The organism is Pseudomonas sp. FYR_2, assembly GCF_043106425.1.
GTDB lineage: Bacteria > Pseudomonadota > Gammaproteobacteria > Pseudomonadales > Pseudomonadaceae > Aquipseudomonas > Aquipseudomonas monteilii.
In genome coordinates this window covers 391,962-412,916 of sequence record NZ_JBICMM010000012.1, presented here as the reverse complement: position 1 = coordinate 412,916, position 20,955 = coordinate 391,962, and the positions used below count along the sequence as shown (strand labels likewise).

Sequence of the window (20,955 nt, the reverse complement as noted above, 5' to 3'; positions counted from 1 at the left end):
AGTAATCTTGTTGCTTTTTTCGCCTATGGTCTAGCCGCCCATCGTGTAGCGTGGCCGGGGTGATCAATTGGTCTAGGGAGTTTTGTGATGTCAGACCTATCCGTGATGGTGGTGGGATGTGGTGATGTAGGCGGGCGTTTTGCCAAACAGATGCTGGCCAAAGGCTGGCAGGTAAGCGGCCTGCGCCGTTCTGTCGGGCAACTGCCTGCGGGGATCGCGCCGGTTGCCGCCGACCTGGCCGAGCCGTCGATTCCGCAAGCCTGGCCGCAGGGTTCGCTGGACTACCTTGTGTACTGCGTGGCGGCCAGCCAGCACGACGAGGCAGGTTACCAGGCGGCCTACGTCGACGGCTTGCGCCATGTGCTGGCGTGGCTGGCCGAGCGAGGCCAGCACCCGCGTCGCCTGCTGTTTGTATCGAGCAGCAGCGTGTATGCCCAAAAAGACGGTGAATGGATCGAAGAAGGTGCGGCCACCGAGCCTGAAGGTTATTCCGGGCGGGTGATGCTTGAGGCCGAGCAGCTGGCGCTGGCCAGCGGCATTCCGGCAAGTGTGGTGCGCCTGACCGGCATCTATGGCCCAGGCCGCGAGTGGCTGCTGAGCCAGGTGCGCCAGGGTTACCGCGTCGCCGAGGAGCCGCCGCTGTATGGCAACCGCATTCATGCCGAGGATGCTGCCAGCCTGCTGGCGCACCTGCTGCAGGCCGATGCCGACGGCAAGGCGCTGGACGACTGTTACATTGGCGTCGATGACGACCCGGCTCCGCTGGCCGATGTGGTGGCCTGGCTGCGGGCATACATGGGGGTTACCGAATGGTCTGATGAGCAGCGGGTGCGGCGTACCGGCAGCAAGCGCTGTAGCAATGCCCGGGCGCGAGCGTTGGGCTGGGTGCCGGAATATCCGAGTTACAAGGAAGGGTATGCAGCCATCCTGAAAGGAGGGCGTTGAGTCTGCCGGCCTCTTCGCCGGTAAACCCGCTCCCACAGGGATATCACAAGGCCTGAAGACAGTGATTACCCTGTGGGAGCGGGTTTACCCGCGAAGAGGCCAGTGCATTCAGTGCAAATGCATTAGGGCTCAGTTGAGCTCCAGCACCCACTGGCGCTTGCCCGCCGCCAGCTCCGGCATGTCATCCGGCTGCGCACGGTTCACCGCCTGGAAAATCTCCAGCTTGCCGCCATCACGCTTGATGATGAACGGTGCACCACGCTGGTTACGCTCCAGCCACAGGCTGTCATTGCTGCCGCCCATGGTCGCGCAATCGCCCGCCAGGCACAGGGCGAAACGGTCTGGCCCTGGCAGGCCGGTGACGTTGCCGGTGTCGCTGAAGCGCACGCTGGCACCTTTGCCCTGGCCTTCGGTGATCTTCCAGTCGCCGCCCAGGTAGGCCTGGTACAGCGCCTTCTCGAAGCTGCTACCCAGCGGGGCATTGGCGGTAGCCGGTGCCTTGGCGCGTACGAAGGTCTGCTTGGCTCCGCTTTGATCAACGGTCAGCAGTTCATCGCCATCAAGCGACAACTGCTCGGTCTGGCCACCTTCGAAGTTGGCCTGCCACTGCTTGTCGTTGGCGCTCAACTGGCCGTCAGCGGCCTCGAAACCATTGCTGTAGCTGGCCTGTTGGCTGGCAACGTCGAGTTTCCACTCGAACACCGGGCCGTGCTCGTTCAGCGCCTGGCGCAGGCTGCTGCCCTTGACGGCCGCAGTGATGGCGTCCTGGTTGATCCAGGTGCCGTTGAAGTCTTCGGGTTTGTGGCTGGCGCAGCCGCCCAGAAGCAGGGCTGCCAGTGCGAAGGGCAGTGCTTGACGCATGAGGGAATAACCTTGCAGAAGAGGGAGGGGTGACGGGCAGGGCGCTCGTCACCAGGGGCATCATTCGATGACCAGGATGGCGTCCATTTCGACCTGGGAGCCTTTCGGCAGAGCGGCAACGCCGATGGCGGCGCGGGCCGGGTAGGGCTGCTCGAAGTAGCGGCCCATCACCTCGTTGACCTTGGCGAAGTGGCTCAGGTCGGTGAGGAAGATGTTCAGCTTGACGATGTCCTTGAACGAACCGCCAGCGGCTTCAGCCACGGCCTTGAGGTTTTCGAACACTTGCACGGTCTGGGCTTCGAAGCCTTCAACCAGCTCCATGGTCTTCGGGTCCAGCGGGATCTGGCCCGACATGTACACGGTGTTGCCGGCCTTGATCGCCTGCGAGTAGGTGCCGATGGCAGCTGGGGCCTTGTCGCTGTTGATGACGGTCTTGCTCATGATGACTCCTTGCGGTTGGCGGACTACGTACGCATGCGGGTGATGCGGACCACACCGGTCAGGGTACGCAGCTTCTTGATCACACGCGCCAGGTGCACGCGGTCGTGCACGCTGACCACCAGTTGGACCACGCTGATACGGCCGTCGCGTTCGTCCATGCTGATCTTCTCTATGTTGCCGTCGGCGGCGTTGACGCTGCTGGCCAGCAGGGCGATCAGGCCGCGCTGGTGCTCCAGTTCGACACGCAGTTCGACATTGAACTCGCCCGTGATGTCCTTGGCCCAGGAGAGTTGCACGCACTTCTCCGGGTTGTGGCGGATTTCACTGATGTTGCGGCAGTTCTCAAGGTGCACGACCATGCCTTTGCCAGCCGACAGGTGGCCGACGATCGGGTCACCCGGGATCGGCGTACAGCACTTGGCGTAGCTCAGCACCAGGCCTTCGGTACCACGAATCGCCAGCGGGCCTTCCGGCGCTGGCAACTGCTCGCCTTCGGCCGACAGCAGGCGACGTGCAACCACGTAGGCCATGCGGTTGCCCAGGCCGATGTCTTCGAGCAGGTCTTCGATGAGTTCCAGGCGGTACTCGGCGAGAATCGACTGGATACGCTCCTGGGGGACTTTCTCCAGGCTGCTGTCGAAGCCGGTGAGTACCTTGTTCAGCAGGCGTTCGCCCAGGCTGATGGACTCGGACCGACGCTGCTGCTTGAGGGCATGGCGGATGTGCGTGCGCGCCTTGCCGGTGACCACGAAGTTGAGCCAGGCCGGGTTCGGCCGTGCGCCCGGTGCGCTGACGATTTCCACCGTCGAGCCGCTTTGCAGCGGCTCGGACAGCGGCGCCAGGCGGCGGTTGATGCGGCAGGCGATGCAGCTGTTGCCCACGTCGGTGTGGACCGCGTAGGCGAAGTCGACGGCCGTGGAGCCTTTGGGCAGCTCCATGATGCGGCCTTTGGGCGTGAACACGTAGACCTCGTCCGGGAACAGGTCGATCTTCACGCTTTCGATGAATTCCAGCGAGTTGCCGGCACGTTGCTGCAGTTCAAGGATGCCCTTGACCCACTGGCGGGCACGGGCGTGGCTGCCCTTGGGCTGCTCGTCGTCGTTGGACTTGTACAGCCAGTGCGCGGCGATGCCGTTGTTGGCCATCTCTTCCATCTCTCGGGTGCGGATCTGGATTTCGATGGGCACGCCGTGCATGCCGAACAGCGTGGTGTGCAACGACTGGTAGCCGTTGGCCTTGGGGATCGCGATGTAGTCCTTGAAGCGACCGGGCAGCGGCTTGTACAGGTTGTGCACGGCGCCGAGCACGCGGTAGCAGGTGTCGACCTTGTCGACGATGATGCGGAAGGCGTACACGTCCATGATCTCGTTGAAGGCGCGGCGCTTGCCGCGCATCTTCTTGTAGATGCCATAGAGGTGTTTCTGCCGGCCGCTGACCTCGCCCTCGATACCGTCGGCGGCCAGGCAGTTGGCCAGCGAGTGCTCGATCTTGGCGACGATCTCTTTACGGTTGCCGCGTGCGCTTTTCACCGCCCGGTGAATCAGCGACGAGCGCATCGGGTGCATGGCCTTGAAGCCCAGGTCCTCGAACTCCACGCGCACGGTGTGCATGCCCAGGCGGTTGGCGATGGGGGCGTAGATTTCGAGGGTTTCCTTGGCAATGCGCCGGCGCTTTTCGCCAGACAGCACTTCCAGGGTGCGCATGTTGTGCAGGCGGTCGGCCAGCTTGACCAGGATCACGCGGATATCGCGAGCCATGGCCATGGCCATCTTCTGGAAGTTTTCGGCCTGCGCCTCGGCCTTGGTTTCGAAGTTCATCTGGGTCAGTTTGCTGACCCCATCGACCAGTTCGGCCACGGTCTCGCCAAATTGCTGGCTGAGGGCTTCCTTGGCGATGCCGGTGTCTTCGATCACATCGTGCAGCATGGCCGCCATCAGGCTCTGATGGTCCATGTGCATGTCGGCGAGGATGCTGGCCACGGCCAGCGGGTGGGTCACGTAGGGCTCGCCGCTGCGGCGGCGCTGCCCGTCGTGGGCCTGTTCGGCGTAGAAATAGGCGCGGCGGACCAGGTTGACCTGTTCGGGGCCAAGATAGGTCGACAGCCGTTCGGCCAAGGCTTCTATACCCGGCATGGGTTCACCTCCTGCGGAGGAAGAGGGCCTTGCGCCGTGCGACGTCGACCTGGCATCAATCAGACAGCCTCGTTGTTCTCGTCCTCGAACGCGGCGAACACCGGATCCTCGGTGACGATCTCTTCAGCGGCGATGAACTCGTTGGTGACGATGCCTTCGGCGATTTCACGCAGGGCAACAACGGTTGGCTTGTCGTTTTCCCACGCAACGCGTGGCTCTTTGCCGCCGGTCGCCAGCTGGCGAGCGCGCTTGGTCGAGAGCATGACCAGCTCAAAGCGGTTATCCACGTGTTCCAGGCAGTCTTCAACAGTTACGCGGGCCATGGTCTTCCTCAGTAGCAAATGCGGTGGGCGTGCAGCCCAGTAATGGGCAGGCGGACTCGATAGTTTAAAAAATCACCAGCCAATAGGGAAGCGCTGTTTTGTCGGGTGATACCTTCAAGCCCCTGTTTGCTTCTTCGCGGGTAAACCCGCTCCCACAGGCACCGCGCACCCTGTGGGGGCGGGTTTACCCGCGAAAGGGCCGGAACAGACAGCCTCAGACTTGAGCCTGACGATAACCTCAGAGCATCGCGTCACGCAACCGCGGGGTCAGCTCTTCGAACAAGGTCTGTACCGAGCGCAATGCCCGGCAATCCGGCCGGGTCAGCAGCCACAGCTGGGTGTCACAACCCGGCAGCGGCCCACTCAACGCATCCACGCCGGGCAAGGCATGCACCATATAGTCCGGCAACGCCGCCACGCCCAGGCCGGCGGTGACCAGCTGGGCGATGGTCGACATGCTGCTGCACTGGTAGCGCGGGCTTACCCCAGGGTGCTGCTGGTTGCGCCAGACCACCGTAGGGTGGTCCACCATCGAGTCATCGGGGGCGATCCACGGCACGTTGGCGGGCGACTCGGCCAGGCGCTCGCGCCACTGTGGCTGGCCGCAGACGACATAGGAGGTAGACCCCAGGTTGCGACCCACCAGGTGCTCCGGTGGGGTGTTGGTCAGGCGCAGGGCGATGTCGGCATCGCGCCGGCTGAGGTTGGCAAACGTGTTGGAGGTGCCCATCTCCAGCGATAGCGCCGGGTAGTTGGGCATGAACTCGGCCAGCGCCGGCAGCAACAGGCTGTGCATCACCGCCTCGGTACAGGTCAGCCGCACCGTGCCGCTGACCACCTGCTCGCCACTGGTCATGGCAATGCGCGCCGCCTCCAGCGCCTGTTCGGCACGTTCGGCCTGCTCGGCCAGGGCCTGAGCGGTATCGGTCGGCAGGTAGCCCTTGCGGCTCTTGACGAACAAGGCGGTGCCCAGCGCCGACTCCAGCCGGCGGATCGAGCGGAATACTGTCGAAACATCGACTTTCAGCAGCTCGGCGGCCTTGGCCAGCGAGCGGCCTCGCTCCAGTGCCAGGACCAGGGAGAGGTCGGCGTGGGTAATCTGATATTGCATTGGTGCACGCTCTGCTTGCCGAATTGCCAATGTCTGTTGCATCAGGGCCATTTTATAGTGAAACGGCCCCCCGGAATCAATGCGCCCGGTCGGGTAACCAGTCCCCACGATGGGAAAGTGAAAAGAACAACAGCTGCAACCATCGTCGCCCGTGAGGCGCCAGCCGTATCCCACATCGCCGCAGCACATCAAAGGATGTACACCATGACGTCGGTAACCCCGTGCGCCAGTTCTTCCAGCGAGATGAATGACTTCCTCCAGGCCCATCCGGACACGCAGTACGTCGACCTGCTGATCTCCGACATGAATGGCGTGGTACGTGGCAAGCGCATCGAGCGGGCCAGCCTGCACAAGGTGTACGAGAAGGGCATCAACCTGCCCGCATCGCTGTTCGCCCTGGACATCAATGGCTCCACCGTCGAGAGCACCGGCCTTGGCCTGGACATCGGCGATGCCGACCGCATCTGCTTCCCGATCCCGGGCACGTTGTCGGACGAGCCGTGGCAGAAGCGCCCCACTGCCCAGCTGCTGATGACCATGCACGAGCTGGATGGCCAGCCGTTCTTCGCCGACCCGCGCGAAGTGTTGCGCCAGGTGGTGAGCAAGTTCGACGATCTGGGCCTGGATATCTGCGCGGCGTTCGAGCTGGAGTTCTACCTGATCGACCAGGACAACCTCAATGGTCGCCCGCAGCCGCCGCGTTCGCCCATTTCCGGCAAACGCCCCCAGTCGACCCAGGTGTACCTGATCGACGACCTCGATGAATACGCCGACTGCCTGCAGGACATGCTCGAAGCCGCCAAGGAGCAAGGCCTTCCCGCCGACGCCATCGTCAAGGAAAGCGCCCCTGCGCAGTTCGAAGTCAACCTGCACCACGTGGCCGACCCGCTCAAGGCCTGCGACTACGCGATCCTGCTCAAGCGCCTGATCAAGAACGTGGCCTACGACCATGAAATGGACACCACGTTCATGGCCAAGCCCTACCCGGGCCAGGCAGGTAACGGCCTGCACGTACACATTTCGTTGCTGGACAAGAAAACCGGCAAGAACATCTTTGCCAGCGATGACCCGTTGCAAAGCGACACGCTGCGCCACGCCATCGGTGGTGTGCTGGAAACCATGCCGGCGTCGATGGCGTTCCTGTGCCCGAACATCAACTCCTATCGCCGTTTCGGCGCGCAGTTCTACGTGCCCAATGCGCCAAGCTGGGGTCTGGATAACCGCACCGTGGCGGTACGCGTGCCCACCGACAGCAGCGACAACGTGCGCCTGGAGCACCGTGTGGCCGGCGCCGACGCCAACCCGTACCTGATGCTGGCGGCCATCCTGGCCGGCGTGCATCACGGCCTGACCAACAAGGTCGAGCCGCAGGCGCCGATCGAAGGCAACTCCTACGAACAGCTGGAGCAAAGCCTGCCGAACAACCTGCGCGATGCCCTGCGCGCGCTGGACGACAGCGAAGTCCTCAACCAATACATCAGCCCGGACTACATCGACATCTTCGTGGCCTGCAAGGAAAGCGAACTGGCCGAGTTCGAAGTGTCGATTTCCGACCTTGAGTACAACTGGTACCTGCACACGGTGTAAGCCCATGAGCGCAACTGCGGTCCCCTTGATCGGTGTCAGCGCCTGCCGCCAGCAGGTGGGGAAGAACTCGTCGCACACGGTAGGCGACAAGTATGTCGAGGCGGCCGGCTTTGCCGGCTTGCCGCTGATCTTGCCGGCCCGCGACGGGGGCAGCGACACACAGGCGCTGCTGTCCCGTCTGCACGGCATTGTTTTTACAGGCTCGCCTTCAAATATCGAACCGCATCATTACAATGGCGCCCCCAGCGTGGCGGGTACCCGGCACGACCTGGCGCGTGATCGGCTGACCCTGCCACTGCTGCAGGCGGCGATTGCCGCCGGTGTGCCGGTGTTCTGCATTTGCCGTGGCTATCAGGAACTGAACGTGGCCCTTGGCGGCAGCCTGCACCAACGCGTGCAGGAGCTGCCTGGCTACCTTGATCATCGCGAACCTGAGGACGCACCCCTGGAGGTGCAATACGGCCCTCGTCACCCGGTCGGCATCGAGCCTGGCGGGTTGTTCGAGCGCCTGGGCCTGGCGGCGCAGTTCGAGGTCAACTCGCTGCACAGCCAGGGCATCGACCGCCTTGCCCCAGGCTTGCGCGTCGAGGCACGGGCCCCGGATGGCCTGATCGAAGCAGTGTCCATGCCCGATGCGCCGGGCTTTGTGCTCGGTGTGCAGTGGCACCCGGAGTGGCGCTTCAACGAAAACCCGGTCTCGCTGCGCCTGTTTCAGGCGTTTCGCCAGGCCTGCATTGCCTATGCAGCAGGGGAGGGCGCACGGCAGGAATGATTCTGACGTCAGCCGAAGGTCTCGGATGACTTGTCCCCGACAGCAAGCTTTCAATGAGTGAAAGCGGGCCTTGTACGCAAGGCCTGTGAAAACAATTCCAAAATTTACGGCAAATACTCATGAGCAATTACACAGAAGCCGGCCGCCCACCCGACGTGGCAGCCGACGCGGGCAACACTCAGCGCAGCAAAGGCCTGGCCAAGGGCCGTTTGGGCTTGCTGGCCAGCGTGGTGCTGGGCATTTCCACCATCGCCCCGGTCTACACCCTGACCGGCGCCCTTGGCCCGACCGTGCGCGAGGTCGGTGCCCACCTGCCAGCCGTGTTCATCGTCGGCTTCCTGCCGATGTTGCTGGTGGCCCTGGGCTACCGCGAGCTGAACTCGGCAGAACCGGACAGCGGTACATCGTTCACCTGGTCGGCACGTGCCTTCGGCCCGATGATCGGCTGGATTGGCGGTTGGGGGTTGGTGGTTGCCACCACCATCGTGCTGTCGAACCTGGCAGGGGTGGCAGTCGACTTCTTCTACCTGTTTCTGGGCCAGATCACCGGCAAGCATGAGCTGGCGGCGTTGGCCGATAACCTGTTGATCAACATCGTTACCTGTTGCGTGTTCATCGCCCTGGCCGTGTGGATCTGCTGTCGCGGCATCGCCACCACCATGACCGTGCAGTACGGCCTGGTGGCCTTGCAGTTGGTGGTGCTGATCGGATTTGCCGTCGCCGCCTTTGGCGGTACCACCGCGCCGCCACCGCTGGCGTTCGATTTCGCCTGGTTCAACCCGTTTGGTGTCGAGTCGTTCTCGGCCTTTGCCGCTGGGCTGTCGCTGTCGATCTTCATCTTCTGGGGCTGGGACACGTGCCTGACCGTCAGCGAAGAGTCGGTGGGCAGCGAAGAGGTGCCGGGCAAGGCCGCCACCTGGACCGTGATGCTGATCCTCGGCCTTTACCTGTTCACCGCCATCGCCACTCTGCAGTTTGCCGGTATCAGCGAAACGGGCCTGGGCCTGAACAACCCGCGCATCCAGGAGAACGTCTTTGCCCACCTGGCCGGCCCGGTCATGGGGCCGCTGGCGATCCTGATGTCCATCGCGGTGCTGGCCAGTACGGCGGCGTCGTTGCAGTCGACCTTCGTGGCGCCGGCGCGCACCCTCCTGGCGATGGGGTACTACGGTGCAGTGCCGCCGAAATTCGCCAGCGTCTGCCCGCGTTCGCAAACCCCGCGCTACGCCACTATTTGTGCGGGCCTGGCAGCAGGTCTGTTCTACGTGACCATGCGTAGCCTGAGCGAGAACGTGCTGGCAGATACCATCACCGCGCTGGGCATGATGATCTGCTTCTATTATTCGCTGACCGCATTTGCCTGCGTCTGGTATTTCCGTGGCAGCTTGTTCGACAGCCTGCGCCACTTCATCATGCGCGGCCTGTGCCCGTTGGTGGGTGGGGTGATCCTGTCGGTAATCTTCATACGGACTGCCATCGACAGCGCCTCGCCGGACTTCGGCAGTGGTTCGCATGTGGGCGGGTTGGGGCTGGTGTTCGTGATTGCCGCGATCATCTCGGTGCTGGGCATCGGGCTGATGATGCTGTCGCGCATGCGCGCGCCGGCTTACTTCCTGGGGGCTACCCTGCGTCAGCAGGCTACCCTGCCGTTGCAGGAATAAATAATTGGGGCTGCAAAGCAGCCCCAATTCGTTCTTCAGCTGATCATTTGCTTCAGCAGCGTCGCATGACGCTGTTGCTGTTTCTTCAACAGCAAGCGATTCGAGCGGAACACCGCCTTCAAATCCTCTAGCGCCACGTCGAAATCATCATTGATGATCACGTAGTCATACTCGTCGTAGTGCACCATCTCGCTGACCGCTTCTTTCATGCGCCCGGCAATGATTTCTTCGCTGTCCTGCCCACGGCCATCCAGGCGGTGACGCAGCGCCTCCTGACTAGGTGGCAGGATGAACACCGACAACGCCTGTGGCATCAGCTTGCGCACCTGCTGGGCGCCTTGCCAGTCGATTTCCAGGATCAGGTCGTAGCCCTGATCCAGCGTCTGCTGCAGCGCGCTGCGCGAGGTGCCGTAGAAGTTGCCGAACACTTCGGCATGCTCCAGAAAGTCGCCTTGCGCGATCAGCGCCTTGAATTCTTCGTGGACCACGAAGTGGTAGTTCACCCCGTGTTCCTCGCCCGGGCGCATGGCGCGGGTGGTGTGCGAGACCGAAACGCGGATCTGCCGGTCGTCCTTGGTCAGGGCCGTTACCAGGCTGGTCTTGCCGGCGCCCGAAGGGGCCGAAACGATGTAGAGGGTGCCGCTGCTGTGGTTCATGGTCGGGGTGGCCTTACTCGATGTTCTGTACTTGTTCACGCATCTGTTCGATCAATACCTTCAGGTTGACCGCCGCTTGCGTGCTGCGTGGGTCGAAGGCCTTGGAGCCGAGGGTGTTGGCTTCGCGGTTGAGTTCCTGCATCAGGAAGTCCAGGCGCCGCCCTGCGGCGCCGCCGCCCTTGAGTACCCGGCGCACTTCAGTGACGTGGGTGCTGAGGCGGTCGAGCTCCTCGGCCACGTCGCTCTTCTGCGCCAGCAGCACCATCTCTTGTTCCAGGCGCTGTGGGTCGAGCTCGGCTTGCATGTCGCCGAAACGGTCGAGGATCTTCTGCCGCTGCGCCGCCAGCATCTGCGGCACCAGGGCGCGCAAGGTGGTGACTTCGCTGGACATGTTGTCCAGGCGCTCGTTGATCAGCCGGGCCAGTTCCTGGCCTTCGCGCAGGCGGCCGGCCTTGAGTTCGGCCAGGGCTTCGTCGAACAGTGCCATGGCTTCGGCGTTCAGTGCCTGCGGGTCGCTGGTGTCGGCCACCAGCACGCCTGGCCACGACAGCACTTCCAGCGGGTTCAGGGGTGCTGGCTGCTTGATCAGGCCGGCCACTTCCTCGGCGGCGGCAACCAGTTGCGCGGCGCGTTCGCGGTCTACCTTCAGCGGCTTGCCGTTGCTGTCTTCGTTGAGGCGCAAGGTGCATTCCACCTTGCCCCGCGACAAGCCCTGGCGCAGGCCTTCACGCACGGCGCCTTCGAGGTCGCGCAGGGCCTCTGGCAGGCGCAGGTGCGGTTCCAGGTAACGGTGGTTGACCGAACGCAGCTCCCAGATCAGGGTGCCTTGGCTGCCGGCGCGCTCGACACGAGCAAAAGCGGTCATGCTGTGCACCATGGGGAGTACCTCGCTTAGTTGAATGGACGGTGGGAGCCTCTCGGCTGCAAGGCGCAGGATTGTAGCGCAGTGGGGCCGTGGCGCCCAATCCACCTATGTTACCGACGGGCGGCCGCGCCAGTAGGAAAAGGCGACGGGCTGTGGCGGGTACGACAATAGGCATGTCTTCCCCGGGCTGCGGGCTCTATAATGCTCGGCAGATTCAAAGTCCCAGTACAGGTATCCCAGATGAAACGTCCAAGTGGTCGCGCCGCCGATCAGCTCCGCTCGATCCGCATCACCCGCAACTACACCAAGCACGCCGAAGGGTCGGTACTGGTCGAGTTCGGTGACACCAAGGTCATCTGCACGGTCAGCGTTGAAAACGGTGTGCCGCGCTTCCTGAAAGGCCAGGGCCAAGGCTGGCTGACCGCCGAATACGGCATGCTGCCGCGTTCTACCGGTGAGCGTAACCAGCGCGAAGCCAGCCGTGGCAAACAGGGTGGTCGCACCCTGGAAATCCAGCGCCTGATCGGCCGCTCGCTGCGCGCCGCACTGGACATGAGCAAGCTGGGCGACATCACCCTGTACGTCGACTGCGACGTGATCCAGGCCGATGGCGGTACCCGTACCGCGTCCATCACCGGTGCCATGGTCGCCCTGTGCGACGCGCTGGCGGTGATCAAGAAACGCGGTGGCCTGAAGGCCGGCAACCCGCTCAAGCACATGATTGCTGCTGTGTCGGTGGGCATGTACCAGGGCGAAGCCGTGCTCGACCTGGACTACCTGGAAGACTCCGCCGCCGAAACCGACCTGAACGTGGTCATGACCAGCGCCGGTGGCTTTATCGAGGTGCAGGGCACTGCCGAAGGTGCGCCGTTCCAGCCTGAAGACTTCAACGCCATGCTGGCGCTGGCGCAGAAGGGCATGACCGAAATCTTCGAGCTGCAGCAGGCTGCACTGGCGGACTGACTGATTTCGTAAATACAAAAAAAAGCCGACATTACTGTCGGCTTTTTTGTATCTGAGCAACACGCTTAGATGGTCAACGTCCAGTCATAGTCCACGATCAGCGGCGCATGCTGGGAGAAGCGCGGCTGACGCGGCAGGCGGGCGTTACGCACGAAGCGGCGCAGGCCTGGCGTGAGGATCTGGTAGTCGAACCGATAGCCCAGGTTGAGCATCTCGGCCTGCTCGTTGTCCGGCCACCAGCTGTACTGGTCGCCTTCACGGCTGACTTCGCGCAGGGCATCGACGTAACCCATCTCGCCAGTGATCGCATCCATCCAGGCGCGCTCCGGCGCCAGGAAGCCCGGCGATTGCTGACTGTCACGCCAGTTCTTGATGTCGAGCTTCTGCTGCGCCACGTAGAACGAGCCGCAATAGATGTACTCGCGACGCTTGCGACGCTGCTTGTCCAGGTACTTGGCGAAGTCGTCCATCAACTTGAACTTCTGATTCAAGTCTTCGTCGCCGTTCATGCCCGAAGGCAGCAGCAGGCTGGCAATACTGACTTTGTCGAAATCTGCTTGCAGGTAACGCCCGTAGCGGTCGGCTGTCTCGAAGCCCAGGCCGGTGATGACTGCCTTGGGCTGCATGCGCGAATAAAGGGCCACACCACCTTGGGCAGGCACCTCCGCGTCGCAGGCATAAAGGAAATAGCCATCGAGCTGGAAAGCTGGGTCATCGAGTTCAAAGGCCGAGGCGCGGGTATCCTGAAGGCAGATGACGTCGGCATTCTGGGCTTGCAGCCAGCTGAGCAAACCACGCTCGGCCGCAGCCTGAATGCCATTCACGTTCACACTGATGATCCGCATAAATGGCCCCAAAAATCTCGTGCGTGTATGATACCCGAGCTCAACCCATTTAGCTAAATCCGTGGTGTCCGGGACTATTCATGCAGCCGTATCAGCGCGACTTTATCCGTTTTGCCATCGATCGCGGGGTACTGCGTTTCGGTGAATTCACCCTGAAATCGGGGCGTACCAGCCCGTATTTCTTCAATGCCGGCCTGTTCAACACAGGTTCCGCGCTGGCCGAGCTGGGGCGCTGCTACGCTGCCGCCATCGTCGACAGCAAGATCTCATTCGACGTGCTGTTTGGCCCGGCCTACAAGGGTATTCCGTTGGCGGCGACCACTGCCGTGGCCTTGGCGGACCAGCATAAGCTCGACGTGCCTTGGTGCTTCAACCGCAAGGAAGCCAAGGACCACGGCGAAGGCGGCAGCCTGGTTGGCGCACCGCTGGCCGGTGATGTGCTGATCATCGACGACGTGATCACCGCCGGTACTGCCATCCGCGAAGTCATGCAGATCATCAACGCCCAGCAGGCCAAGGCCGCCGGCGTGCTGATCGCGCTGAACCGCGAAGAGCGTGGCAATGGCGAGCTGTCGGCGATCCAGGAAGTGGAGCGCGACTTCGGTATCCCGGTGGTCAGCATCGTTTCGCTGACCCAGGTGCTGGAGTTCCTGGCCGATGACCCGCAGCTGAAGCAGCATCTGCCGGCTGTCGAGGCTTACCGGGCGCAGTACGGGATCTGATCCTGGCCTGGAGATGAAAAAGGCGACCTTCTTGTGAAGGTCGCCTTTTTTTGTCGCCTGTTTCGGCCGATCAGCGCTGCTTGCGGTTGGTAATCAGGGTACCCACGCCGCTGTCGGTGAAGATTTCCAGCAGCACAGCATTCGGCACACGGCCGTCGATGATGTGCGAGCTGTTCACGCCGCCCTGCACCGCATCCAGTGCGCACTTGATCTTCGGCAGCATGCCGCCGTAGATGGTGCCGTCAGCGATCAGTTCGTTGACCTGTTCGGTGGTCAGGCCAGTCAGAACCTGGCCCTGCTTGTCCATCAAACCGGCGATGTTGGTCAGCAGCATCAGCTTCTCGGCTTTCAGCGCCTCGGCTACCTTGCCTGCTACCAGGTCGGCGTTGATGTTGTACGACTCACCGTTGGCACCCACGCCGATCGGCGCGATGACCGGGATGAAGTCACCCTTCACCAGCATGTTCAGCAGGTCGGTGTTCACGCTCACCACTTCGCCAACGTGGCCGATGTCGATGATTTCCGGGGTGGTCATCTCGGGCGTCTGGCGGCTGACGGTCAGCTTGCGGGCGCGAATCAGCTCCGCGTCCTTGCCGGTCAGGCCGATGGCGCTGCCGCCGTGGCGGTTGATCAGGTTGACGATGTCCTTGTTCACCTGGCCACCCAGCACCATCTCCACCACGTCCATGGTCGCCGAGTCGGTGACGCGCATGCCGTCGATGAAGTGGCTTTCGATCGACAGGCGCTTGAGCAGGTCGCCGATCTGCGGGCCACCACCGTGGACCACCACCGGGTTGATACCCACAGCCTTCATCAGCACGATGTCACGGGCGAAGCCGGTTTTGAGCTCCTCGCTCTCCATCGCGTTGCCGCCGTACTTGATCACCAGGGTCTTGCCGACAAAGCGGCGGATGTAAGGCAGTGCTTCGGACAAAACCTCGGCTACATGGGAAGCGGCATCGCGATCGAGGGTCATGCAGGGCTCCTGTAAGGAACAGATAGTCGGTCAGAACGGCAGTTGCAGCTCAGGGGCAACCCGCAGCAACTGGGTACGGAAAACATCCTTGATACGTTGCAATTCGGCGTCGCTGTCGGCCTCGAAGCGCAGCACCAGCACCGGGGTGGTGTTGGAGGCGCGAACCAGGCCCCAGCCGTGGGCGTAGTCCACCCGCACACCGTCGATGGTGGTCAGGTTGGCTTCGCCCCAGTCGGCGTCGCGTTGCAGTGCATCAATGATGCTGAATTTACCCTCGTCGGTCACATCAATATTGATTTCCGGCGTGGAAATATCGTTCGGGAAGGCGGCAAACAGGTTTTCGGCGCTTTGCCCGGCCTGGCTGAGGATTTCCAGCAGGCGTGCGGCACTGTAGATGCCGTCGTCGAAACCGTACCAGCGTTCCTTGATGAAGATGTGACCGCTCATCTCGCCGGCCAGCAGCGAGCCTGTCTGTTTCATCTTCTTCTTGATCAACGAATGACCGGTCTTCCACATCAGTGCGCGGCCGCCGTGTTGCTCGATCAGCGGAGTCAGGCGACGGGTGCATTTGACGTCGAAGATGATTTCGGCGCCCGGGTTGCGCGCCAGCACGTCCTGGGCAAACAGCATCAGCAGGCGGTCGGGGTAGACGATGCTGCCGGTATTGGTCACTACGCCAACGCGGTCGCCATCGCCGTCGAAGGCCAGGCCGATGTCGGCGCCGGTTTCCTTGACCTTGGCGATCAGGTCTTCAAGGTTTTCCGGCTTGCCCGGGTCCGGGTGGTGGTTGGGGAAGTTGCCGTCCACCTCACAGAACAGCGGGATCACTTCGCAGCCCAGGGCTTCGATCAGTTGGGGTGCGATCACGCCAGCGGCACCGTTGCCGCAGTCCACCACCACCTTGAGCTTTTTCGCCAGCTTCACGTCATCGACGATCTGCTGGAAGTAGCGGTCAAGGATCTCGACCTTTTCCACGCGGCCTTCGGCCAAGGTCAGGTCGTTGGTTTTCAGACGGGTGAGCAGGGCCTGGATCTGTTCGTTGGCCAGCGTGTCGCCAGCGATGACGATCTTGAAGCCGTTGTAGTCCGACGGGTTGTGGCTGCCCGTCAGCATCACGCCCGACTTGCCTGCCAGCACGTTGGCCGCGTAGTACAGGGCCGGGGTGGGCACCAGGCCGACGTCGCTGACGTGGCAGCCGGCATCGACCAGGCCCTTGATCAGTTGTTCGACCAGCATCGGGCCGGACAGGCGGCCATCACGGCCGACCGAAACCTGCGGTTCGCCCTGGGCCAGGCTTTGCGCACCGATGGCGCGACCGATCCAGTAGGCGGTTTCGGCGTGAAGGGTTTTGCCGACCACGCCGCGGATGTCATACGCGCGGAAAATGCTGTCGGGCAATGCGGCGGGGACCAGGTGGGCCATGTCGTTCATCTCTGGAAGCTCCATTAGTCAAAGGCTTTCTGGGCAGGCGCAAACTGAACGCTTGGACGGTGCTTTCGCCAGAGAGTTCGCCATCCTTGGCCTGAACGGTCCTCTGCCGGCTCAGTGGCTGCCGGAGTGACCGAAGCCGCCAGCACCACGCTGGCTTTCATCGAAGGCTTCGACGATGTCGAAATGGGCCTGTACCACCGGCACCAGCACCAGCTGGGCGATACGCTCGCCAACGGCGATGGTGAATGGCGTGTTGCCGCGGTTCCAGCACGACACCATCAGCTCGCCCTGGTAATCCGAGTCGATCAGGCCGACCAGGTTGCCCAGCACGATGCCGTGTTTATGGCCCAGGCCCGAGCGCGGCAGGATCACCGCCGCCAGGCCCGGGTCGCCGATGTAGATCGACAGGCCGGTAGGGATCAGCAGGGTCTGGCCTGGCTCAAGGACAGTGTCCTCCTTGAGCAGGGCGCGCAGGTCCAGGCCGGCGGAGCCAGGGGTGGCGTAGGTCGGCAGGGGGAATTCGGTGCCCAGGCGTGGGTCGAGGATCTTGGCTTGAAGAGCGTGCATGTAACTTATTGAACCTGATTGAGCCGTTCGGCGATGAAGGCGACCAGTTGCCGGGCGATCTTGCCCTTGCTGGTCTGCGCGAAGAGGGTCTGGTGCTGCTGGCGGTCGATCACGGTCAAGGCGTTTTCTTCGCTGTTGAAGCCGATGCTGGGGTTGGCCACATCATTGGCGACGATCAGGTCGAGGTTCTTGTCCTTGAGCTTGCGCGTGGCGTAATCGAGCAGGTGTTCGGTTTCGGCGGCGAAGCCGACGCTGAACGGGCGGTCGCTGCGGCCAGCAATGGTGGCAAGGATATCGGGATTGCGCACCATCTGCAGCAGCATGCCGTCGCCGGTCGTAGGATCTTTCTTCAGTTTTTGTGTGGCAACCACTTCCGGGCGGTAGTCCGCGACCGCTGCCGAGGCGATGAACAGGTCGCACGGCATGGCCGCTTCACAGGCCGCGAGCATGTCCCGCGCGCTGACCACGTCGATACGGCTGACCCGGTCGGGGGTTGGCAGGTGCACCGGGCCAGTGACGAGGGTCACCCGAGCCCCGGCTTCGGCAGCCGCTTCGGCCAGGGCGAAGCCCATCTTGCCGGAGCTATGATTGGTGATGTAGCGCACCGGGTCGATGTTTTCCTGGGTCGGCCCGGCAGTGATCAATACGTGTTTGCCGGTGAGTGCCTGGCGCTTGAAGCTTTCTGCGGCGCACCAGGCCAGGTCGGTGGCTTCGAGCATGCGGCCCAGGCCCACGTCACCACAGGCCTGGCTACCGGAGGCCGGGCCGAACACCTGGATACCACGGCTCCTGAGCAGCTCAAGGTTGGCCTGGGTGGCCGGGTCGCGCCACATGGCCTGGTTCATGGCCGGGGCCACGGCGACGGTGGCATCGGTGGCCAGCACCAGGGTGGTCAGCAGGTCGTCGGCCATGCCTTGGGCCATGCGCGCCATGAGGTCGGCGGTGGCCGGGGCGATCAGCACCAGGTCGGCCCACTTGGCCAGTTCGATATGGCCCATGGCTGCTTCGGCGGCCGGGTCGAGCAGGTCCATGTGCACCGGGTGGCCCGACAGCGCCTGCAGGGTCAGCGGGGTGATGAACTCGGCACCACCACGGGTCATGACGACGCGCACCTGCGCGCCGTGCTCCAGGAGTCGGCGAATCAGCTCGGCGCTTTTGTAGGCGGCAATGCCGCCACCTACGCCGAGAACGATGCGCTTGCGATACAGCCGCTGCATAGGCTTGCCTTTTTCCAGTGAGAGCGGGCGGCGACGTTCGAAAATGCCTGCGGCAGAACGTCGCATGTACGAGGCGAAATAGATTAACACAGGGTCGAAATGGGCCGCAGCAAGGGCAGGGGACGGGGATGAATATCAGGGAGTGGCCCGCTGAAGAGCGGCCGAGGGAGAAGTTGTTGTTGCGTGGGGCTGGGAGCCTGACCGATACGGAGTTGCTGGCTGTTTTTCTTGGCTCAGGTGTACGCGGGCGCAATGTCGTGGAGATGTCGCGAGGTCTGCTGGTGAAGTTCGGCAGCTTGCGTCAGCTGCTGGAGGCCGACCGTGAAGCCTTCATGAGCGAGCTTGGGTTGGGCCCTGTGAGGTACGGCCAGTTGCAGGCATTGCTGGAGATCGGACGCAGGCACCTTGCAACTTCGATTGAGCGTGAGTCTGCCATGGACAGCCCGGAAACGGTGCGGCGCTATTTGAAGGCCATGCTGCGGCATGAGGCCAGTGAAGTGTTCGGGTGCCTGTTTCTGGACACCAAGCACCGGCCGTTGGCGTTCGAGATCCTGTTCAGGGGCACGATAGACCGGGCGAGTGTTTACCCGAGAGAGGTGGTGCGGCGGGCTTTGCTGCATAACGCGGCGGCGTTGATCCTTTGCCACAACCACCCCTCAGGCAACAGTGAACCGAGCCAGGACGATGTGCATTTGACCCTGTCGTTGAAGCGGGGACTGGGGCTGATCGATGTGCGGGTGCTGGATCACATCATCATCGGTGACGGGGAGCCGTTGTCGATGGTTGAGCAGGGGTGGGTTGTGGCTTAGGCAGGTCAATGCTGCCATGGCTGCTAGGTGCCTGTCTTGAGGGCTGTAGCGCCTGAGAGATCGAGCGCCGCCCGCGCGGCGCATCGCGAGCTGCGCTCGCTCCTACGTTTGTTTCGGGCCAGTAATGCTTGCGCCAGGCGCGCTCGACCCCCTTGTTGGTACGACGCGATATCGAGTCATGCGCCAAGGCGTTCGCGCGCAAATCCCACTGGAAAATTGGCCCGAAACAAGCGTAGGAGCGAGCGCAGCTCGCGATGCGCCGCGCGGGCGGCGCTCGATCTCCCAGGCGCCACCCCTTTCAAGGTAGGCACCTCCAGGGCTTACTTGGTCACCGACACCTTGCTCAAGTCCAGCCGCCCGAACGGGTTCACCTGGTATCCCTCAACCCCTTGGCGGAGCAGGGTGGCCGCCGTCGGGTGCGCCAGTGGCACCCACAGCGCCTGTTGCTGGATCAACGCTTGCGCCTGCTGGTACAACCGGCTGCGCACGCTCTGGTCGTTGGTGGTGCGCCCGGCGCTGATCAACTGGTCCAGGCGGTTGTCGCAGAACCGTGCGAAGTTGGTACCCGACTCGACCGCCGCACAGGAAAACTGCGGGCTGAGGAAGTTGTCCGGGTCACCGTTGTCGCCTGCCCAACCCATGAACAGCAGGTCATGCTCGCCGGCCTTGGCGCGGCGTATCAGCTCGCCCCACTCGATCACACGGATTTCAGCCTTGATGCCGATCTTGGTCAGGTCAGCCTGCAGCATCTGTGCGCCGAGGCTGGGGTTGGGGTTGAGCAGGCTGCCCGACGGGCGGGTCCAGATCGTGGTGCTGAAGCCTTCACCCAAGCCAGCCTTGGTCAGCAACGCCTTGGCTTTCTTCAGGTCCAGCGGGTAGCCGGGCAGGTCCTTGGCGTAGCTCCAGGTGTTTGGCGGGTAGGGGCCGTTGGCGGCCACCGCGGAATCTTCGAACACGGCCTTGAGGTAGGCCTGCTTGTCGAAAGCCAGGTTGATGGCCTGGCGCACTTCCGGTTTGTCCAGCGGCGGGTGCTGGCTGTTGATGGCGACGAAGGCGGTCATGAACGCCGGAGTGCTGGCCACCTTGAGGTTGCCGTCCTTGCCCGCTTCGGCAATGTCCAGTGGCTTGGGTGACAGGGCGACCTGGCACTCGCCGCGCTTGAGCTTCTGCAGGCGCACGTTGGCGTCGGTGGTGATGGCGAAGATCAACGGGTCGACCGCCGGCTTGCCGGCGAAGTAGTCCGGGTTGGCGCGGTAGCGCACCACGGCGTCCTTCTGGAAGCGCTGGAACACGAAAGGCCCGGTGCCGATCGGCTGGCTGTTGAGCTTCTCCGGCGTGCCGGCCTTCAGCAGCTTGTCGGCATATTCGGCGGAATAGATCGAGGCGAAGCCCATGCTCAGGGTGGCCAGGAAGGTGGCGTCCGGGTGGCTGAGGGTGAAGCGCACGGTGTTCGGCGTCGGTGCCTCGATCGCCTTGATCAGGCTGCCCAGCTGCAGCGATTGGGCATGCGGGTAGCCGCCCGGTGCAGTCTTGTGCCAGGCATGGGCCGGGTAGAGCATGCGCTGGAAGCTGAATAGCACGTCGTCGGCATTCAGCTCGCGGCTTGGCTTGAAGTAGGGGGTGGTGTGGAATTTCACGCCATCGCGCAGGGTGAAGTCATACACCAGGCCGTCGACCGACACTGCCCAGCTGGCCGCCAGGCTCGGCACCACCTTGCCCTGCGCCGCGTCGAACTCCACCAGGCGGTTCATCAGCACGTCAGCTGTGGCGTTGGTGGTGGTCAGCGAGTTGTACTGCACCACGTCGAAGCCTTCGGGGCTTGCCTCGCTGCAAACGCTCAGCGGGGCGGCCTGGGCAGCGCCGGCAGCGAACAGGGCGCCGGCGGCGAACAGAGAGTTGAACAATAAGGAAAGGGCGGCTACACGCATGGTGGCTCCTTGGCTGTCAGTGGCCCATCTGCCAGTGCAGTCTGGAAAAGGCTTACCCTAGTGCGCCTGCCGGCAAATGACCACACTCTTTTTTACAAATCTGGCGACGAGCGGTCGACGGCTGGCGGGGCCTGCCGTTATGC

19 protein-coding genes and 1 pseudogene are annotated in these 20,955 nt (G+C 63.0%); 7 read left to right on the top strand and 13 right to left on the bottom strand.

The genetic code is table 11. The features are described from left to right. The first annotated feature begins 87 nt into the window (after positions 1-87). Positions 88-945, top strand: a complete 858-nt coding sequence (locus ACF8R4_RS03785) for an SDR family oxidoreductase (protein ID WP_060499675.1) — start codon at positions 88-90, stop codon at positions 943-945. Positions 946-1,074: 129 nt separating this feature from the next. Here ACF8R4_RS03785 and ACF8R4_RS03780 read toward each other — a convergent pair whose 3' ends face one another. From ACF8R4_RS03780 to ACF8R4_RS03760, 5 genes are all read right to left on the bottom strand, one after another. Continuing rightward, positions 1,075-1,806 carry a hypothetical protein gene (locus ACF8R4_RS03780; RefSeq protein WP_060499674.1) on the bottom strand — a complete coding sequence of 244 codons (732 nt, stop codon included), beginning with the start codon at positions 1,804-1,806 and terminating at the stop codon, positions 1,075-1,077. Between the two features lie 60 nt (positions 1,807-1,866). Further along, entirely contained in the window at positions 1,867-2,247 is a 381-nt protein-coding gene (locus ACF8R4_RS03775) for a RidA family protein (RefSeq protein ID WP_003253379.1), read from the bottom strand. A 23-nt stretch (positions 2,248-2,270) separates the two neighbouring features. After that, a complete protein-coding gene (spoT, locus tag ACF8R4_RS03770; RefSeq protein ID WP_060499673.1) occupies positions 2,271-4,379 on the bottom strand; it encodes a bifunctional GTP diphosphokinase/guanosine-3',5'-bis pyrophosphate 3'-pyrophosphohydrolase in 2,109 nt (702 codons plus the stop codon). Between the two features lie 59 nt (positions 4,380-4,438). Further along, positions 4,439-4,702 (bottom strand): DNA-directed RNA polymerase subunit omega, encoded by a 264-nt coding sequence (gene rpoZ / locus ACF8R4_RS03765; protein ID WP_003253383.1) that lies wholly within the window; start codon positions 4,700-4,702, stop codon positions 4,439-4,441. 238 nt (positions 4,703-4,940) lie between these two features. Beyond that, positions 4,941-5,813, bottom strand: coding sequence for a LysR family transcriptional regulator (locus tag ACF8R4_RS03760; protein ID WP_016712709.1), 873 nt, complete (start codon positions 5,811-5,813; stop codon positions 4,941-4,943). 204 nt (positions 5,814-6,017) lie between these two features. Here ACF8R4_RS03760 and ACF8R4_RS03755 point away from each other — a divergent pair, with 204 nt between their 5' ends. The 3 genes from ACF8R4_RS03755 to ACF8R4_RS03745 all read left to right on the top strand — a co-directional run bounded on the left by ACF8R4_RS03755 (position 6,018) and on the right by ACF8R4_RS03745 (position 9,833). Continuing rightward, on the top strand, positions 6,018-7,400 hold the full coding sequence (locus ACF8R4_RS03755) for a glutamine synthetase family protein (RefSeq protein ID WP_012274830.1): 1,383 nt from the start codon (positions 6,018-6,020) through the stop codon (positions 7,398-7,400). Between the two features lie 4 nt (positions 7,401-7,404). Then, positions 7,405-8,172 (top strand): gamma-glutamyl-gamma-aminobutyrate hydrolase family protein, encoded by a 768-nt coding sequence (locus ACF8R4_RS03750; protein WP_060499672.1) that lies wholly within the window; start codon positions 7,405-7,407, stop codon positions 8,170-8,172. A gap of 119 nt (positions 8,173-8,291) precedes the next feature. After that, positions 8,292-9,833: an APC family permease gene (locus ACF8R4_RS03745; protein WP_104833741.1), complete on the top strand. Its 1,542-nt coding sequence runs from the start codon at positions 8,292-8,294 to the stop codon at positions 9,831-9,833. Positions 9,834-9,868: 35 nt separating this feature from the next. Here the strand turns inward: ACF8R4_RS03745 and gmk are convergent, their stop codons facing one another. Then, positions 9,869-10,489 carry a guanylate kinase gene (gene gmk, locus ACF8R4_RS03740; RefSeq protein WP_060499670.1) on the bottom strand — a complete coding sequence of 207 codons (621 nt, stop codon included), beginning with the start codon at positions 10,487-10,489 and terminating at the stop codon, positions 9,869-9,871. 13 nt (positions 10,490-10,502) lie between these two features. Continuing rightward, positions 10,503-11,366: a YicC/YloC family endoribonuclease gene (locus ACF8R4_RS03735; protein ID WP_028699257.1), complete on the bottom strand. Its 864-nt coding sequence runs from the start codon at positions 11,364-11,366 to the stop codon at positions 10,503-10,505. A gap of 228 nt (positions 11,367-11,594) precedes the next feature. On the opposite strand from ACF8R4_RS03735, the gene rph reads away from it, so the two are divergent. Beyond that, positions 11,595-12,317: a ribonuclease PH gene (rph, locus tag ACF8R4_RS03730; RefSeq protein ID WP_051096411.1), complete on the top strand. Its 723-nt coding sequence runs from the start codon at positions 11,595-11,597 to the stop codon at positions 12,315-12,317. A 65-nt stretch (positions 12,318-12,382) separates the two neighbouring features. Here the strand turns inward: rph and ACF8R4_RS03725 are convergent, their stop codons facing one another. Then, on the bottom strand, positions 12,383-13,162 hold the full coding sequence (locus ACF8R4_RS03725) for an exodeoxyribonuclease III (protein ID WP_003253401.1): 780 nt from the start codon (positions 13,160-13,162) through the stop codon (positions 12,383-12,385). An 80-nt stretch (positions 13,163-13,242) separates the two neighbouring features. On the opposite strand from ACF8R4_RS03725, the gene pyrE reads away from it, so the two are divergent. Next, positions 13,243-13,884, top strand: a complete 642-nt coding sequence (gene pyrE, locus ACF8R4_RS03720) for an orotate phosphoribosyltransferase (RefSeq protein ID WP_060499669.1) — start codon at positions 13,243-13,245, stop codon at positions 13,882-13,884. 70 nt (positions 13,885-13,954) lie between these two features. Here pyrE and argB read toward each other — a convergent pair whose 3' ends face one another. From argB to coaBC, 4 genes and pseudogenes are all read right to left on the bottom strand, one after another. After that, a complete protein-coding gene (gene argB / locus ACF8R4_RS03715) occupies positions 13,955-14,860 on the bottom strand; it encodes an acetylglutamate kinase (RefSeq protein ID WP_060499668.1) in 906 nt (301 codons plus the stop codon). 30 nt (positions 14,861-14,890) lie between these two features. Further along, positions 14,891-16,258: pseudogene (locus tag ACF8R4_RS03710) on the bottom strand (phosphomannomutase/phosphoglucomutase); the annotation flags it as partial. Between the two features lie 144 nt (positions 16,259-16,402). Further along, positions 16,403-16,858 (bottom strand): dUTP diphosphatase, encoded by a 456-nt coding sequence (gene dut / locus ACF8R4_RS03705; protein ID WP_060499666.1) that lies wholly within the window; start codon positions 16,856-16,858, stop codon positions 16,403-16,405. Positions 16,859-16,863: 5 nt separating this feature from the next. Then, the gene (gene coaBC / locus ACF8R4_RS03700; protein WP_104833742.1) at positions 16,864-18,075 is read right to left on the bottom strand and encodes a bifunctional phosphopantothenoylcysteine decarboxylase/phosphopantothenate--cysteine ligase CoaBC; all 1,212 of its coding nucleotides are present in this window, start codon (positions 18,073-18,075) and stop codon (positions 16,864-16,866) included. Between the two features lie 128 nt (positions 18,076-18,203). Between coaBC and radC the strand changes: the two genes are divergently transcribed. Then, entirely contained in the window at positions 18,204-18,884 is a 681-nt protein-coding gene (radC, locus tag ACF8R4_RS03695; protein WP_104833743.1) for a DNA repair protein RadC, read from the top strand. 320 nt (positions 18,885-19,204) lie between these two features. Here radC and ACF8R4_RS03690 read toward each other — a convergent pair whose 3' ends face one another. After that, positions 19,205-20,812, bottom strand: a complete 1,608-nt coding sequence (locus ACF8R4_RS03690) for an ABC transporter substrate-binding protein (protein WP_104833744.1) — start codon at positions 20,810-20,812, stop codon at positions 19,205-19,207. Between the last annotated feature and the right edge of the window lie 143 nt (positions 20,813-20,955).

Coding starts and splice junctions, on each gene's coding strand:
- ACF8R4_RS03785 (WP_060499675.1), top strand. CDS start 88: ATGTCAGACCTATCCGTGATGGTGGTGGGATGTGGTGATGTAGGCGGG.
- ACF8R4_RS03780 (WP_060499674.1), bottom strand. CDS start 1,806: ATGCGTCAAGCACTGCCCTTCGCACTGGCAGCCCTGCTTCTGGGCGGC.
- ACF8R4_RS03775 (WP_003253379.1), bottom strand. CDS start 2,247: ATGAGCAAGACCGTCATCAACAGCGACAAGGCCCCAGCTGCCATCGGC.
- spoT (WP_060499673.1), bottom strand. CDS start 4,379: ATGCCGGGTATAGAAGCCTTGGCCGAACGGCTGTCGACCTATCTTGGC.
- rpoZ (WP_003253383.1), bottom strand. CDS start 4,702: ATGGCCCGCGTAACTGTTGAAGACTGCCTGGAACACGTGGATAACCGC.
- ACF8R4_RS03760 (WP_016712709.1), bottom strand. CDS start 5,813: ATGCAATATCAGATTACCCACGCCGACCTCTCCCTGGTCCTGGCACTG.
- ACF8R4_RS03755 (WP_012274830.1), top strand. CDS start 6,018: ATGACGTCGGTAACCCCGTGCGCCAGTTCTTCCAGCGAGATGAATGAC.
- ACF8R4_RS03750 (WP_060499672.1), top strand. CDS start 7,405: ATGAGCGCAACTGCGGTCCCCTTGATCGGTGTCAGCGCCTGCCGCCAG.
- ACF8R4_RS03745 (WP_104833741.1), top strand. CDS start 8,292: ATGAGCAATTACACAGAAGCCGGCCGCCCACCCGACGTGGCAGCCGAC.
- gmk (WP_060499670.1), bottom strand. CDS start 10,489: ATGAACCACAGCAGCGGCACCCTCTACATCGTTTCGGCCCCTTCGGGC.
- ACF8R4_RS03735 (WP_028699257.1), bottom strand. CDS start 11,366: ATGGTGCACAGCATGACCGCTTTTGCTCGTGTCGAGCGCGCCGGCAGC.
- rph (WP_051096411.1), top strand. CDS start 11,595: ATGAAACGTCCAAGTGGTCGCGCCGCCGATCAGCTCCGCTCGATCCGC.
- ACF8R4_RS03725 (WP_003253401.1), bottom strand. CDS start 13,162: ATGCGGATCATCAGTGTGAACGTGAATGGCATTCAGGCTGCGGCCGAG.
- pyrE (WP_060499669.1), top strand. CDS start 13,243: ATGCAGCCGTATCAGCGCGACTTTATCCGTTTTGCCATCGATCGCGGG.
- argB (WP_060499668.1), bottom strand. CDS start 14,860: ATGACCCTCGATCGCGATGCCGCTTCCCATGTAGCCGAGGTTTTGTCC.
- dut (WP_060499666.1), bottom strand. CDS start 16,858: ATGCACGCTCTTCAAGCCAAGATCCTCGACCCACGCCTGGGCACCGAA.
- coaBC (WP_104833742.1), bottom strand. CDS start 18,075: ATGCAGCGGCTGTATCGCAAGCGCATCGTTCTCGGCGTAGGTGGCGGC.
- radC (WP_104833743.1), top strand. CDS start 18,204: ATGAATATCAGGGAGTGGCCCGCTGAAGAGCGGCCGAGGGAGAAGTTG.
- ACF8R4_RS03690 (WP_104833744.1), bottom strand. CDS start 20,812: ATGCGTGTAGCCGCCCTTTCCTTATTGTTCAACTCTCTGTTCGCCGCC.